This is a genomic window from Nocardia sp. NPDC127526 (assembly GCF_042672265.1).
In the GTDB taxonomy this organism is placed as follows: domain Bacteria; phylum Actinomycetota; class Actinomycetes; order Mycobacteriales; family Mycobacteriaceae; genus Nocardia.
On record NZ_JBHXVO010000002.1, the window covers coordinates 429,590 to 444,972 of the forward strand.

Sequence of the window (15,383 nt, forward strand, 5' to 3'; positions counted from 1 at the left end):
GGAGACAAGACTCATGGAGCTGCACGACACAGCCGCGGTGCTCACCCGGGTTCTCACATCCGGAGTGTTGATGAGCATCGAGAAGAACGACCGAGAACTGCCAGGGTTGCAACGGATACTCGAAAAGCTCACCCGGAGACCTCATTCGGTACTGGTCAACAGCCGCACGGCCGCGGTGCACACCGCGCTGGCCGGACAGGGCGTCGGCCACGGTGACGAGATCACCCAACCCGGCCTCGACCAGAAGACCACCGCCTTCCTTGCCTGGCTGGGGATTTCGGTTCGCGATACCGATCCGGCGACATTCGCACAGATCGGCCTCGACCACGCCAACCTGGACCGACTACCGGAATTGGCCTCCGCCGCACGCGCTCCGGCGCTGATCGTGGATATGACCGGCCTCGGCTTCGGCCCCGCCGCAGCCGTGCTCGGAGACGACGCGACCGCATGGGCCAGGGGCGAACGCCTGAAGATATTCGGTGCGTTCGATCTACGAACAATGTGGACGCAAGAGGAGGCGGACCCCCACCTCGTTCCGGGCGTCCAGTTCAACTATCGACTCAGCCCGATGGTCGCGGCCTGCCTGCGAATGGCGCTGAGCCGGACCGTCCGATCCGCCGGAGCCGCACCGTGATCACAGATTTCCCCGCCTCCCCGCTACCAGAACCCGACCCGGGGGAGATCGACACCGAACTGGCCGCGCTCGGCGGTCACCCCATCATCCCGAAAACACTGCGCCGCACGTTGTTTCCCCTCATCACCAAGGAGGACGTCTTCACGATGCTGCTGGCGCAGCGAAAGCCCGCGGAGCGGGTCGTCAACGACTTCGCCGAGGCCTACCGCCGGTATGTCGGCGCCGATGCCGCGCTGCCGACGGCCAGCGGCACGGCAAGCCTGCACCTGGCGCTCATCGGTGCGGGTGTCGAGCCCGGAGACGAGGTCATCGTCCCCGCCTTCACCTTCATCGCCACGGCCCAGGCGGTGGTGGCGGCACACGCGGTCCCGGTATTCGTCGATATCGATCCCCGCACGTACTGCATGGACCCGGCCGCCGCCGCGGCGGCGGTCACCCCGCGCACCCGAGCGATCATGCCCGTCCACGTACACGGGCTGCCCGCCGACATCCCCGCACTGCGCGCGCTGGCCGACCGGCATGGTCTGGCATTGGTCGAGGATGCGTCGCACGCCCACTCGGCCAGGATCGGCGACGCGGTCGCCGGATCACTGGGTGCCACCGCGGGCCAAAGTCTGATGGCGGACAAGAACTTCCCACTCGGCGGTGAGGGCGGCATCGCCTTCTTCGCCACCGAGACCGCCCTGCGACGCGCGACCGACTTCCTGCGCCGATACGGAATCGACTACGAGATGTCCTGGATCGCAGCGGCATTCGGCGCCAGTCAACTCGCGCGGCTGCCGTACTACGACGCGATCCGCGCGCGCAATGCGCGGCTGCTCTCCGAATCGCTCTCCCGGACGGGACTCTTCCGCCCGCCGTATGTGCCACCGGGCCACGTGCACGCGTACAACATGTACCGCCTCACCCTGGTGCCCGAGGCCATCGGGTTGGGGGACATGCCCCGCCACGCGGTCAAGGAAGCGGTGCGCGAGCTGCTGATCGCCGAGGGCGTTCCTGCCCGGGAATGGCAGAACACCCCCGTCGCATGCCATCTGCCCTTCCGGCATCGGACCGGATTCGGCAATGGCTACCCGTTCTCGCTGAATCCCGCCGCGGCCCGCGACTACCGGCCCGAGGACTTCCCGGCGACCCTGCACATGCTGGAGACCACGCTGACACTGTGCCGTGAGCTGCGATCCCCCGTCGAGTACGAGCGCGTGCTGCGTTATGCGGACGCATTCCACAAGGTCGCACGGCGACCCGATGCGATCCGCAAGATTGCGGCCGCCGGCGAATATCGCCGTCCCTGGGAGAAGGCGGCGCGTCTTGGCTGAGTCGCGCAAGGACAGAATCCGCGTCGCGGTCATCGGCGCGAGCGGCCACGCCGGCGGTGAGCTGGTCCGGCTGTTGCTCGATCATCCGGGTGTCGATCTGGCGTTCCTGTCGGCCGAGCGCAATGCGGGCTCGATGGTGGGCGTGGTCCATCCGTGGCTGCGCAACCACACCGGAGTCGCCGGCTCGAAATTCCGTCCGCTGGCCGAACTTTCCACGGTGGACCCCGTCGACGTCGCGTTCACCTGCCTGCCCTCGGGCACGCTGCCGTCGGTGCTCGGGCAGATCCGGGCGCGGGCGCAGCGGGTGTTCAACGTGGCCGGGGACTATCGGCTACACGATGCGGCCGAGTTGCGTGAGCACTACCCGGCCTCGGCGGACAATCCGGCGCGATTCGACTACTACATACCGGAACTCGCGGCGTCGGCGCCGGACACGCAGCTGGTGAATCTCCCGGGCTGCATGGCGGTCACCACGGTCTACGCGTTGTATCCGCTGTTCGCCGGGCCGTTGGTGCAGCCGCAGGTCATCGTGGACGCGAAGACCGGGTCCACCGGCGGCGGGCGGCGAAACGCCGACTCGCACGCGGGTCGCGCGGGAAACTTCCGCGTGCACAAGCTGTTCGGTCATCGGCACGCGCCCGAGATCCGGCAGGCCGTGCACGATGCCACCGGCACGGCGCCCCAGTTGCGATTCTCCACCTACAGCCTCGACGTCTCACGCGGCATCATGGTCACGGCGTATGCCACGCTGCTGCCGGATATTTCGCCGCTGGAGGTCAAGCGCGCCTTCGCCCGGGCGTATGCGGGCAAGCCGTTCGTGCGGGTGCGCACGGCGCCGCGGCGCCCACAGGACTACCCCATGCTCAAGGCGGTCGTCGGATCCAATGTCGCCGAGGTCGCGGTGAGCGTGCGCGGCCGGCATGTCGTGGCGGTCGCCGCTTTGGACAATCTGATCAAAGGCGCTGCCGGACAAGCGATTCAAGCACTGAATCTGACGCACGGCTTCGACGAGACACTGGGCCTGCCGTTGACGGCGGTGGCGCCATGAGACCGCTGTACGTCATCAAGGCGGGCAGTGCGACCCTCGACCGCGGATCCTTCTTCACCGAGATCGCGGCACTGCGCGCACGCGGTGCGCGGGTATTGCTGGTCGTCGGCGGCGCGTTGTTCATCGAGCGCTACTACGACTCGTTGCCGCGTGCCGTGCCGATGCGCCGGACGGTCAAGGGCGAGCTGTTCCGGTACTGCCCGCCCGAGGAGATGCCGTTCGTGATCGCCGCCTACGAACGCATTGCCCTGCCTACCGTCGAGAAGGGTTTGGCCGCACACGGATTGGCCGCCTTCACCACGGTGACGAACCGGGGTGATCTGGTGTCGGCCACCGCGAACAAACCGCTGAGGATCGTCTCGGCGACCGGCCGCTCGGTGGTGGTGCGTGATCATCGCGCGGGGGTGCCGGATACCGTGCAATCCGATCGGTTGCACGCGTTGCTCGATATCCACGACGTGGTGGCATTGTCGCCGCCTGTCGCCGATGCGGCCGGCGACGGTGCGCTCAATGTCGACGCCGACGTCCTGGCCGCGACGCTGGCCACCGCGCTGGGCGCCGACCATCTGCGCCTGGTCACCGGCACACCCGGGCTGCTGCGCGAGCTGTCCGACCCGTCGTCGACGCTGCCCGAGCTGTATCCCGGTGCGGGCGAGCAGTTCGCGCTCGGGCGCATGCGGCAGAAGGTCCGGGCCGCCGAAATGGCCATGGCGGGTAGCGCGGACGTGGCCATTACCGGTCCGCATACCCTCGCCGAGGACAGCGGCTGGACCCGATTCTGGCCACAGCGCCCGCCCGCCGACGACCTGAGCCTGCTCAGTCACGCGGTGACCATCCCGTCGGTGTCGCGCGACGAGCACGAGCTCGTGCGGTACCTGCTGCAGTGGTGCGCCGCGCGGGGCATCGACGCCTGGCGCGACGAAGCCGGAAATCTGGTGGCGGTCAAGGGAAACGGGGCGCGACGACTGCTACTGCTCGGCCACCTGGACACGGTGCCGCACCACTGGCCGGTGCGCTGGAAACACGACCGCATCCTGTCGGGGCGAGGTTCGGTGGACGCCAAGGGCTGCCTGGTCAACTTCCTCGACGTACTCGCCAAGGTCGACGTACCGGTCGATGGCCGGCTACGGGTGGTGGGCGCCGTGGAGGAGGAGATCTCCTCGGCCAAGGGCGCGTTCCACGTGCGTGAGCACTATCCGGCGGATGCGGTGATCGTCGGGGAACCGAGCGGATCGGACCGGCTGACGGTGGGCTACTTCGGTTTGTTCAAGCTCGGCCTCACCGTGACCGTCGCCAGCGGACATTCGGCGGGCATGGGCGCGATATCCGCGCCCGACAGGCTGATTCGCGCACTGACAGACCTGCGCGCCGCCATCCTCGCGCTGGCGCCGCACGCACTGACCACCGTGATCGACGTGCGCAGCGAATCGGGCCGCGAGGCGAATCGGGCGTTCGGCGTGCTGAACGTCCGGGTGCCACCGGGTGTGGATCTCGCCGGGCTGGAGAAGATCGCGCACGACCACGGCGATGCCGGGGTGTCGATCGACGTATTGCGGGCCACACCGGGTTTCGCCGGTGGCCGGGCGACATCGCTGGCCAAGGCCTTCAATCGGGCGTTCACCGCGGCGCGGATCCGCCCGCGGTTCGCGGTGAAGAAGGGGACATCCGATATGAACACCCTGGCGACCACCTGGCACACCGTGCCGATGGTGGCGTACGGGCCCGGGGATTCCGCATTGGACCACACCGATATCGAGCACATCGACGCCGAGGACTACCGGCGTGCCAATGCCATCCTGGCCGATGCTGTCGCGGCGTGGTTCCTGATCACTGGAGAACGGCCATGACGCCCGAACCGGATACCGCCGCGATGCTCGCCGAGCGGGCGCATCGCGCGCGCAGGCTGGTGGTCGATATGGCCGCGAGCCCGCGCGGCTGCCATCTCGGCGGCAGCCTGTCGGTGCTCGACATCCTGATCGCCGCGCTGGACCGGGCGAATCGGGACGAGGGCACCCGCGTGGTCTTGAGCAAGGGCCACGCGGCCGCCGGACTGTATGCGGCGCTGCACGTCAGCGGGATCATCGCCGAGAATCCCGCACCGGCCTACGGTCTGCGGGGCAGCCCGTACACCGGCCATCCCGGGCCCAAGGTGCCCGGCGTGACCTTCCCGACCGGCAGCCTCGGCCACGGCGTCCCCTATGCGGCGGGCTGGGCGATGGCTCGAAAGCTCAGCGGGCACACGGGTTCGGGCATCGCGATCGCCGGTGACGGCGAATTGCAGGAGGGCCTGGTATGGGAGACCGCGCAGGTCGCGGCCGCCCGCAAGCTCGGGAACTTCATCCTCGTCGTCGATCGCAACGGCGGCCAGAACGACGGGCCGGTGGCAGACATCTCGCCGCTGCCCGATCTCGCGCGGCGGTTCGCCGCGTTCGGTTTCGACGTGTCCGAAGTGGACGGCCATGACCTGGACGGGCTCGCGGAGTTGTTCGATGCGAAATGCGACGGCGCCGAGCGGCCGCTGGCGGTCATTGCCACGACGGTCAAGGGCAAGGGCGTGCCCGCCGTGCAGGGCAGTCCCGGATCACACTATGTGAGCATCGACCGGAACCGCGCCGAGCAGTGGAAGCGGTCGATGCGATGACCCTGTCCGGACGCGACGCCTATCGCGACGAGCTGACCCGCCTCGCCGCGCACGACGACCGAATCCTGTGTCTCGAAGCAGATTTGGGTGGCCGCAACCATCCGTTCGCCCTCGCTCACCCCGATCGATTCTTCAATTTCGGGATCGCCGAAGCGGCCATGGTCGATATGGCCGCCGGTCTCGCCGCCGGCGGATACAAACCGTTCGTCAGCACGTTCGCCCCGTTCGCGGCCCTGCGGGCGGCGGAGAGCCTGAAGCTGACGCTGGGCTACCTCGCGATGGACGTGACCGTGGTGGCCCCCTACGCGGGAGTGTCCGGCGCGTGGTTCGGCACCACGCATCACTGCCTGGAAGATCTCGCCGTGCTGCGCAGCATCCCGGGTGTGGTGATCGCCGCGCCCTACGGCGAGCGGGAGATGCGCGCCGTGGTCCGCGCTGCCGCCGCATGCGATCGGCCCTATTACATCCGCACCGGGCGCAACGCGGCGTACGAAAGCCTGCCCCGGCAGGGAGATCGTCCGCCGATCGTGCACTGGGACAAGGAAACCGACGCCGACTCGGTGTGCCTGGTCTCCGTCGGCGAGGAGGGCACCCGGCTGAGCCTGGAAGCCTGTGCGATGCGTACCGATCTCGGTCACGCGCACCTGTGCTACCTCGACCACGCGCACCTCATCGAGGCGGCGAAGTCGTTGGCGGGCAGGCATTCCCGCTACGTCGTCGTCGAGGAGCACCGCGCCGAGGGCGGCATTGCCGAGGCCCTGGCACTGCTGTTGCCCACCGCCACGGTGCTGGGCGTCAACGCCGGGCACGGCTGGCCCTCGCTGGGCGGCGACCATCGCGAGGTCATGGCCCAGCTCGGACTCGATCCGAATGCCGTCCTGGCCGCCGTCGACCGATTCGAACCAACCCCCTGATACAGAAGGAAACAGACCATGCACATTCTCATGATCGAGTGCAATCCCAATGGGATCGCAGGCATCGCCGCCGCCCTCGAACTGGGCCACGACGTCACCCTGATCAGCGCCGACCCGGACTTCTACCGCGCCGTGTCACCACTGGCCGAAGACGCCTTCACGCATCCGAGATGCCGTGTCCTGCAGAGCGATACGGCATTCTCCCTCGAGGTGCTCGAGCGGATCGTCGCCGACCTCCACACACACCATCCGGTGCACGGGGTGATGACCTACAGCGAGTACCACACCGTCCACGCCGCGGCCGCGGCCGGCGCGCTGGGACTGCCCGCGATGAGTGTCGAGGGCGCCCGCAACGCACGACACAAGCATCGCACCCGCCGCGCTCTGGAGAACACCGGTATCAGGCAGCCGAGGTTCGCGCATATCGAGCATCTCGCCGATGTCGAAGCAGCGGTCCGCCGGATCGGATTCCCTTGTGTGATAAAGCCTTCCGACGGCACCGCCAGCCTGCACGTAGTGCACCTCGGCAGCGAGGACGATCTCGCGCGGTACCTGGCCACCGTCGCCGGGGTCACCGACTACGGCAGAGGCGTGCTGCGCATCCCCGACCTGTTGATCGAGGAGTTCGTGCCCGGCGAGCTCGTCTCGGTCGAGGCCTGCGTGTTGCAGGGCGGCAAGGTCGTCAATCTCGGTGTGACCGACCGGGTCATGAGCGGCTTCCCGTATTTCCTGGAGATGGGGCTGACCTTCTTCGGCGATCATCCCCTGCGCGAGGAACTGTACGAGCTGAACAAGAACGTCCTCGCACAGCTGGGTATCGACTTCGGCTTCGTCCACGTCGAATACATTCTCGGTCCGGACGGCCCGGTGCTGTGCGAGGTCAACGGCCGTCTCACCGGCGGCGTGGTGCCCAGCCTCATGAAGATCACCAGCGGCGGTGTCGACCCCTACCTCGAGGTCATCCGGCAGGCCCTCGGCGAAGAACCGGAACTGCCCTTCCCCGGCGCGGTCATCGCCTCGGGACGCTGGTTCGGTTCACCGGTCGCGGGCACGGTGAAAGCCCTGGACTTCACGCGGCTCGACGATCTTCCCGGTTTCCACGAGGCGCAGAGTTACCGCAGGCCGGGCGCCTCCATCACCGCGTTGTCGACCAGCAATTTCGACTGGCTCGGGCACCTCATTTTCACCGGCGCCAACCGGGACGAGGCCGCGGGCCGTGCGGAACGGGCGCTGGACCTGGTCGGCCTGGATATCGCCGTCGAGGTCGCGCGATGACGACCATGATCAGCCGCGGCCGGACCGTGCACGAGGTCGCCATTCCCAGTCTCGACACCGGCACGCTGTTCGAGGTCGGCATCGAGGACGGCGTCTTCGCGAGCATCGAGCCGATCGGCGACGCGACGTCCCCGCGGGATCTCGAACTGTGGCCCGGATACGTGGAGACCCACGGCCATCTCGGGCTGCCGCAGAACTTCGACGATTCGCTCGACGATCCACGGGTGCTCGCGCTGCAGTACCTCTACCACGGGGTCACGCACGTGGTGGACATGTTCGGTTTCCCTCTGGTGCAGGCCTTGTGGGACCGGGGGCGCGAGGAAAGCCCGCTGCCCTACCCGGAACTGGTCCACTGCGGTTACGCGGCGACCTCGATGCGCGACATCGCCGGGCGCACCGGCCACGGGGTCGAATTCCCCGCCCCCGTATACATGCTCGGCGTCGAAGGCGATGTCGAACAGGTGCTGGCGGCGAACGCGGCCCGGGGCGCGACCTTTCTCAAGGTGATGTTCACCGATGGCACCGAACAACCGGGGGCGGCCCGCCGGTTCTCGAAACTGACCGAACGGGTCCTCACCGACGTCGCCCGCACCACCGCGGCGCGCGGGATTCCCGCCGTCATCGATTGCAACACCCGCGAGGAGGTAATGCGTTCCTACGCATGCGGTTTCCGGCTGTTCGCCCATTCCGTGCGCGACTACGTGCTGACCGAGGACGACTGGCGAGCGCTGGCCGGGGCGACGTTCGTCTCCACGCTCAGCGGCCTGCGCCCGATGATCATGTACCCGGCGGAGTTCCTCCGCGAGTACGCAAGACCGGGTTTCCGCGAAACCCAGGATGTGGCCAACCTCGACTTCGTGGCCCGGCGGAACCAGCCCTACGGCATCGAATACGGCCTCCAGGACACCCGAACCGCCGCGCTGGAAGTCATGCGCCGCAACGCATTGGCCGCATTGGAGCGGCAAGCGCTTCTTGTCGGGACCGATTGCGGCAATACCGGCGCCTTCCACGGCTACAGCCTGCTGGGGGAACTCGACCTGCTGCTCGGCGCGGGCACCGGCCCGTCCGACCTGCCGCCGCGGCTTCGGCACGCGGCAACCGTGGACGGCTGGCGTTTCTTCCAGAAACTCTCCGGGCGCGCCGGCGACGGGCACCCCATCGCCATCGGCAATCCGGCGACCTTCAACCTGCTGACCCCCGCCGCCCCGGGCGCGCCACTGTCCGCGTTGCCCGAAACGACTGTCGTCAACGGAGTCTCGCTCGACCGCGCGGCGATCGAACGCGGCATCGGCGCCCTTCGTTCCTCCGAGTCCAAAGGAAAGGTGTCGCTATGACCGGCCGCGACGGAACGACGCTGATCGGCGTCAATGCCGGGATCACGCTGGCTCAGATCGGCAGCTATATCTACCTCCCCATTCTGATTCCCATCCTGGGCGCCGATTTCGGCGGTTTCTGGGCAGGATTCGTGATCTTCCTGACCTACGTCGGGCGCTTGCTGTCGACATTCTTCTACGAGGGCCTCATCGCACGGTTCGCCAATCGCAATACCGTGATCGCCGGAGTACTCGTCGAGGCCGTCGCGATCGGCCTGATGGGATTCGCCTCGGGCATACCGATATTCAGCGTCCTGGCCTTCTTCGTGGGGTTCGGCTCCGGAATGTCGTTTCCCGGGCTGAAGAACATCCTCGGCAAATTCCCGGAGCAGGACCGGCCGAAAGCCTTCTCCTCCTTCCAAATGGCCTATCAGCTCGGCCTGCTCGGCGGCGCCATGCTCGGCGGCCTGTTCGTCGGCGTCGACCTGCGCGTGTTGTTCTCCGTGGTGTTCGCTCTGTTCCTGGGCTACTGCCTGGTGGCCTTCTCGTTGATCCCCGCGGATCCGGCCGAGCGCATTCCCCGCACGGGCACACCGCTTTTCAGCATCGCCGTGCTCCGGGGTCTCCGGATCGGCGGAGGTACTCGATACTTTCTGCTGTCCAGCGTGTACTGGATGCTCGCGGCCACCTTCTTCGTGAGCATGCCGCTGCACATGGCGGCATACGTGCCGCACTGGTCGCCATCCGTGCCGTTCTGGATCGCCGGTCTCACGCTGCTGATCCTGCAATATCCCCTGTTCGGATTCATGAATCGGCGATTCGCGCCCGCCCTGCTCATGGCCATCGGATTCGGTGCGATATGCGTCGCCGACCTGCTCTTCGGTGCGGGGCGAACCGCCCTGTGGGTGGTCATCGGCGCGATCGTGGTGGTTCTCGGCGACATCTTGTTCACCCCGTCGTTCGACGTGTGGGTGTCGGGAAAGATGGCCGCCGAACGCCTCGCGAAGGCCATGGGCGCAATGCACTTCTTCCGCAGCTTCGGCAATATGGTCGGCAGCCTGACCGCCGGGCTGCTGTTCGAAGTGGCGCTGCGGGCCGGAATTCCGGGCCTGAACTGGTATGTCGCGGGTGCGGTCGCACTCGCGTGCGCGCTGTTCTGCGCGGCCGGAACCACGAAGAACATTGCGGCGCGTCGACGTCCATCGAAGAGATTCGCCACCGCAGCGGTGCGAGCGTCGGATCGATCTATCACCACCGGCATCCAACGCTCTCGTCCGGCGCGGCGGATGTAACCGCCGAGAGTGTGCAGGTCGCGCATCTCACGCCGGATACGCCACACAACCCTCACATTCGTTGAGCGAGAGTTCGGTTACGCGGTGGCCCGCGCTTTTGCCGGCCACAGCGCACCCGGCGGCGGTTCGTCTGATCGTTGGACCCCAAGCGAGTGACCTGTTGACCACTCATGCACTACGGGAGTCTCCGGACCTCGCATTCCCTGGCACGCCGTCGCGGCAAGCGTAGGTGTCGCGGTTGAATCCGCGCGGCCGCAGATCGTGGCCGAGCATCTGCGCGGTCATCGTCGTGAACGATCAGTACTCCCAGGAAGGTTCCACGTGCACGATCGGAGCGTATGCACTGGTCCCGTCGAACATCACCAGCGGGACCTCGTCGCCGAACCCGTCTATCGTGGCGAGTCGGCTGGATGCTCGGCGGGGGGATCGTCCCAACTGCCAGTCAGCTCCACTAGGGCTTCACGGGCCAGCTGCCGGGCTCGGCTCCACCCCTCGTCAACAGCGAGCCCAGCCCGGGTCCACCGCTCGGCGTGTTCCTGGCCGCTCATTTCACCGAGCAGCGTATCGATCTCACGCAACGTGGTCGTGATGCCCTTGTCGATATCCCGATCCTGCACCAGACGGAATGCGTCGTCGAAGACCAAAGCGATCTCGTCCGCCGAGACACTGTGCTTGTCGAGCCAGGCTGCCTGAACCGCAGCGTCGGCACCCAGCAGGACCAGAGCATCGTGCAGCAGATACCGAATAACCGAGGGGCCGGAAGGACTCACCCTCCAATCCTCGCACGCACCAATGTCTCTCAACCCTGCTCGTCGGATTGGTCACGCCGACAGAAAACGTTGTCTGAAGTTGAAGGCAAGCCAGGGCTTTCGGCCCCAGACCAGGACTTGTCCGGTCAACGCCGGGCGCCATTGGCCGACACGGCCGTAATTCAGGAGCAGCATCGTAACCGGGTCCCCGCAGACATGAGCGTCGATCGGCGGTGCCGTTTCGGGGTCGACCGTACACACAGCGCCGCCATCGTTTGCGGTGGATCGCATCCGCCCTGGTCTCAGGGTTTCTCGCAACTGTGCCTGTGGGGGTTGCGCCGAGCATCACCAGTGCGGAGTGCGAGGAGACCGGCAATTGGGCGCCGGAGAGTGCCGGCAATTGGGCGACACTAGCAGCAGCGCCCACGATCCGCGGCACGTTAAGGGATTAACAGGGTTCCGCCGACTGGAGCTCTTATGCAGGGGTGTCGAGGGTTGCCCTGCGGTACCAATGGTCGCTTTCGGCCTGGTCACCCCTCTGGTCGAGCAAGCCGGCCAGCATCGCCATGGCGGCGACGCTCCCGTCTGCGGCCGCAGTCCGGTACCGCTGCTCGGTCTCAGCCGGCGTGCCGGATTGCGCGAGCCGACCCCACTGTTCGGCGGGTACGGTGGCGACGAGGTCGGTGGCCGAGAGGCATTGGACGGTCCAGTCGTTTCGCTCGAGTTCGATGTTGAGCGCCTGGGGCTGCCATCCGGAGTAGCCGAGGAAGATGCGGATCGTCTCTACTGCTGGGGCGATCGATTCGGGATCGGCGTCGAGATCGAGGACTGCGACGCGCCCGTCGACGTGGCGCAACCCTGGGATGCCTTCGATGTTGGCGCCGCTTCGGAGGATGGCCAAGCACAGAGCGGACTCTCGTTTCACCGGGCCGCCATGGAAGAACACTCGAGGCGAGGCCACCAGATCGGCCCATTGCGGCAACACTTCCTGCACGGCGACGTCGCCCGGTCTGTTGAGCACGACGCCCAGGGTGCCGGCGTCGTTGTGAGCGATGATGTAGAGGACCGTGTTCAGGAACTCGGGCTCGGTGAGGTCGGGTGAGGACACGAGCAGGCTTCCCGGATGGACGCAGCGCTGCTGCAACAAGTCATTGAGGTCCCGTAGCGCGTGCGGGTTGCCGCGCTCGGCGCTTCGCCGGAACCAGGTTTCAGCTTCGCTCAACTCACCTCGATCCCGTTGTGCGCGAGCTAGATTCCACATCGCAATGGGCAGGCCGCGGGCCGCTGCCTTTCGATACCAGACCTCGGCTTCGACTCGCTCACCCAAGAAATAGAGCAGGACTCCCAGATCGTTCATCGCACCGACCTCGCCGTCGGCGGCCGCCTTCCGGAACCAGGTCTCGGCCTCGGTCAATTCATTGCGATCGCGCAGCGCCACGCCGAGTCGATGCATCCCTGTCGTATCGCCCGCATCCGCAGCCCTGCGAAACCAACGCTCCGATTCCTCGGATTCCGCGTCGCTGCCATGGACTGCGAGCATCGAACCGAGACGGACCATGGAATCGGTGTGACCGCCTTCTGCGGCTTGCCTACACCAACTCTCGGCCTCCGCCTTGTCGCCTCGCTTATCCAGCAGTTCGTGGAGTGCAGCCATCGCCTGAGGCATGCCGTGTTCGGCGGCTCGCCGAAACCAGGTTTCGGCTTCTGCTATCTGGTCACGATCGTAGAATGTCACGCCAAGGTTGAACATCGCCGCTGCCAGCCCTTTGTCGGCGGCTCGCCATAGCCAGATCTCGGCCTCGTTGTCCTGACCCGACCGCGAGAGCAGAGTGGACAAGTCGTTCATGGCATCCAGGCGGCCGGATTCCGCCGCACGGCGTAGCCACACTTCTGCTTCGGCGAGGAGCCCCTTCCCTCGAAGATAAACACCGAATTCGCACATGGCGTCGACGTCGCCAGCCGAAGCGGCAGTGCGGTACCGTTTTTCGGCCTCGACCAACTCTGCTTTCGCCGCATTCCATCGCTGGAGTGTGCCGATCGCCAGGGCTTCACCTGCATCAGCGGCTCTTTGCCACCAGGATTCTGCCTCGTCCCACAGTTCACGTTCGGACAGGAGGCTGCCGAGATTGTGCATCGCTGCGGCCTCACCCGCCGCCGCGGCGCTCCGAAACCACTTCTCCGCCTCAGCTGTATCCCCAAGCTTGACGAGAATCGTGCCCAGATTCAGCATTCCGGTGACATGTCCGCCCGCAGCGGCACGACGGTAACAAGTCTCGGCCTCCGTCAACTTTCCGTGCTTTTCGAGTAACACACCCAAACAGACCAGAGCTGTCGTGTCCCCTGCTGCGATGGCGCGCCGGTACCAGGTCTCGGCTTCGGTCAGCTCTCCCTTGCCGACCAGAATATTTCCGAGATTGGTTGCCGCTGTGATCATTCCGTGGTCACATGCGAGGCGATACCAATGCTCGGCCTCTATGAGGTCGCCCCGCTCCAACAGGTTACGGCCGAGTTCGAGCATCGCATCGACCTTGCCGGCAACAGCGTCACGACGACACCGGTCTTCGTCGGATTCAGAAGCACCCGCTGCCTGCGTCGATTGGTTGAAGCCGTACGTCACCGGTCGACAGTACCTCCCGAGACGGAGGCTGCGACGCCGCGGAATAAATGGCGGATAAACGGAACTGCATACAGCGCAGGCCAACTAGCCGTCGTCCCCGCGACCATGCTAGGGCGGCCGAAGCCGGAAACACCTGGGCAATGAATCAGAACGGCCTCATCATGCTCTGTCGCGGTGATACTGCCGCAGCTGAGCGATGGTTCCGCCTAGCAGCGGATGCGGGTGACACCGAGGCAATGAAGAACCTGGGCGATCTCCTGCGGAAGCCCCACCGCTGAATTCACTACCGGCTGTTCAACGAGCTCAATTCTGCCAGCCGAGCGGCCGACAATCTCATACGGGACATACCATGCCGGGTTGGTACGGTCACGATGCAGTCTCGGACAGTACGGCATTCAGGGTGTCGGCGAGGCTGCCGAGGCCGACTCCCAAAACGTCCGTCTGCAGAATGTCGAGCAGAGTGTCGCGATCTATTCCATCAGCGAGGGCTTGTGCTGCTCCGGATGATTGGTCCGCCACCAGTGCGATGGTGAGGACGCCGACGGTGAGAGGCCAGATATCGTAGCGGCGGGAGAGGCGGGCGCCGATGTCGAGGGCTCGGGCGCACGCATAGGTGAGCGGAACGCCCTCCCAGGTTGCCGCGGTGTAATTGCTGGGATCCAGCACGATCTTCCCCGTGATCGTCTTGATGCCACCGGCGTGCAACCACAACCGATACCACTGACCAGAAGAATCTGCTCGCATCAGCGTGACCAATAGGTGCTGGGTGTCGACCGGCCGCGGCGCGGTCTGCGCCCCAGCGGCACGCAACGCCAACTCCACTGTGGAGTGCAGCGGTACACCAACCAGAAAACCGGTCCCTGCCACGGGATTCGGAACCGGTTCCGGAATAACTCCACGATCGCAAGCAGTATCGCCCGCAGAATCGCCCACGCCTTCTTCACCGTGCTTCCTTCCGTACCGAGCGAGGGTACCGTCGAACGAGCTGCACGAATTTGAATCCGATAAGCATCGGATAAACGACTCGAGCCGCGCCACACAGCAATCCGAGCGTTAAGATCCCCTACCCGCCTCCGACAACAATCAGCAAGCTCCCATGGCATAGACGCCTGTGAGAAGGGAGGGACCAAACGCTGGCAGCCGGTGTCTCCGCTGCTGATGGCCAGGCTCGTCGAACATGTCCGCAGGCACGGAGGAGTCGAGGCAACCACTCAGGTCCTCCGCTATCACGATGGAAGACCCGGTCGGCCGCAGGCGGTACGACTATCTGACCGAACGCATCCGCGAGCACCTGCTGTGGGCGGCGGTGATGCAGGTGAGCGCGCACTGGCTCCGCTACACCACGCTCACCTTTGTCGAGCGCGAATTCGGCTACGCGGTCGCCCGCGCCTATGCCGGGCACAGCGAACCCGCACGGTCGGACGGCGCCACCTACCCCTATGTTCGAGCGACGCTGCCCGAAGTGGCCGAAGCTCTGACGGCCATCACGGACCAGCCCCATCCCCTCGCCAGGACCACTCGCCACCCGGGTTGCCACGCGGTTTCACCCCACTGATGTGACTGCACCAAAGTCGCATGTGACCG

At 66.2% G+C, this 15,383-nt stretch carries 13 protein-coding genes; 10 read left to right on the forward strand and 3 right to left on the reverse strand.

Translation table 11 applies throughout. From position 1 onward, the window contains the following. Nucleotides 1–13: 13 nt before the first annotated feature. Genes ACFVIV_RS05050 through ACFVIV_RS05090 form a run of 9 tightly spaced genes read left to right on the forward strand, consistent with a single transcriptional unit; the run spans nt 14 to nt 10,433 of the window. Nucleotides 14–634 carry a DegT/DnrJ/EryC1/StrS family aminotransferase gene (locus tag ACFVIV_RS05050; protein WP_379193477.1) on the forward strand — a complete coding sequence of 207 codons (621 nt, stop codon included), beginning with the start codon at nt 14–16 and terminating at the stop codon, nt 632–634. Then, nucleotides 631–1,950, forward strand: coding sequence for an aminotransferase class I/II-fold pyridoxal phosphate-dependent enzyme (locus ACFVIV_RS05055; RefSeq protein ID WP_379193478.1), 1,320 nt, complete (start codon nt 631–633; stop codon nt 1,948–1,950). Before ACFVIV_RS05050 ends, ACFVIV_RS05055 begins: the two co-directional genes overlap by 4 nt. Then, complete coding sequence (gene argC / locus ACFVIV_RS05060) at nt 1,943–2,998, forward strand: N-acetyl-gamma-glutamyl-phosphate reductase (protein ID WP_379193479.1); 1,056 nt, start codon at nt 1,943–1,945, stop codon at nt 2,996–2,998. The genes ACFVIV_RS05055 and argC overlap by 8 nt, the downstream gene beginning before the upstream one ends. Continuing rightward, on the forward strand, nt 2,995–4,845 hold the full coding sequence (locus ACFVIV_RS05065; protein ID WP_379193480.1) for a M20/M25/M40 family metallo-hydrolase: 1,851 nt from the start codon (nt 2,995–2,997) through the stop codon (nt 4,843–4,845). Before argC ends, ACFVIV_RS05065 begins: the two co-directional genes overlap by 4 nt. Continuing rightward, complete coding sequence (locus ACFVIV_RS05070; RefSeq protein ID WP_379193481.1) at nt 4,842–5,639, forward strand: 1-deoxy-D-xylulose-5-phosphate synthase N-terminal domain-containing protein; 798 nt, start codon at nt 4,842–4,844, stop codon at nt 5,637–5,639. Before ACFVIV_RS05065 ends, ACFVIV_RS05070 begins: the two co-directional genes overlap by 4 nt. Next, nucleotides 5,636–6,553 carry a transketolase family protein gene (locus tag ACFVIV_RS05075; protein ID WP_379193482.1) on the forward strand — a complete coding sequence of 306 codons (918 nt, stop codon included), beginning with the start codon at nt 5,636–5,638 and terminating at the stop codon, nt 6,551–6,553. Before ACFVIV_RS05070 ends, ACFVIV_RS05075 begins: the two co-directional genes overlap by 4 nt. A gap of 18 nt (nt 6,554–6,571) precedes the next feature. Continuing rightward, nucleotides 6,572–7,828 (forward strand): ATP-grasp domain-containing protein, encoded by a 1,257-nt coding sequence (locus tag ACFVIV_RS05080; RefSeq protein WP_379193483.1) that lies wholly within the window; start codon nt 6,572–6,574, stop codon nt 7,826–7,828. Further along, the gene (locus ACFVIV_RS05085; RefSeq protein WP_379193484.1) at nt 7,825–9,162 is read left to right on the forward strand and encodes a hypothetical protein; all 1,338 of its coding nucleotides are present in this window, start codon (nt 7,825–7,827) and stop codon (nt 9,160–9,162) included. Before ACFVIV_RS05080 ends, ACFVIV_RS05085 begins: the two co-directional genes overlap by 4 nt. Beyond that, nucleotides 9,159–10,433, forward strand: a complete 1,275-nt coding sequence (locus ACFVIV_RS05090) for an MFS transporter (RefSeq protein WP_379193485.1) — start codon at nt 9,159–9,161, stop codon at nt 10,431–10,433. Before ACFVIV_RS05085 ends, ACFVIV_RS05090 begins: the two co-directional genes overlap by 4 nt. 389 nt (nt 10,434–10,822) lie before the next feature. Here the strand turns inward: ACFVIV_RS05090 and ACFVIV_RS05095 are convergent, their stop codons facing one another. From ACFVIV_RS05095 to ACFVIV_RS05105, 3 genes are all read right to left on the reverse strand, one after another. Then, nucleotides 10,823–11,203 carry a hypothetical protein gene (locus ACFVIV_RS05095; protein WP_379193486.1) on the reverse strand — a complete coding sequence of 127 codons (381 nt, stop codon included), beginning with the start codon at nt 11,201–11,203 and terminating at the stop codon, nt 10,823–10,825. 454 nt (nt 11,204–11,657) lie between these two features. Beyond that, a complete protein-coding gene (locus ACFVIV_RS05100; RefSeq protein WP_379193487.1) occupies nt 11,658–13,799 on the reverse strand; it encodes a YqgE/AlgH family protein in 2,142 nt (713 codons plus the stop codon). 366 nt (nt 13,800–14,165) lie between these two features. Then, the gene (locus ACFVIV_RS05105) at nt 14,166–14,732 is read right to left on the reverse strand and encodes a hypothetical protein (RefSeq protein WP_379193488.1); all 567 of its coding nucleotides are present in this window, start codon (nt 14,730–14,732) and stop codon (nt 14,166–14,168) included. A gap of 298 nt (nt 14,733–15,030) precedes the next feature. Here ACFVIV_RS05105 and ACFVIV_RS05110 point away from each other — a divergent pair, with 298 nt between their 5' ends. Further along, nucleotides 15,031–15,354, forward strand: coding sequence for a hypothetical protein (locus ACFVIV_RS05110; protein ID WP_379193489.1), 324 nt, complete (start codon nt 15,031–15,033; stop codon nt 15,352–15,354). Nucleotides 15,355–15,383: the final 29 nt, after the last annotated feature.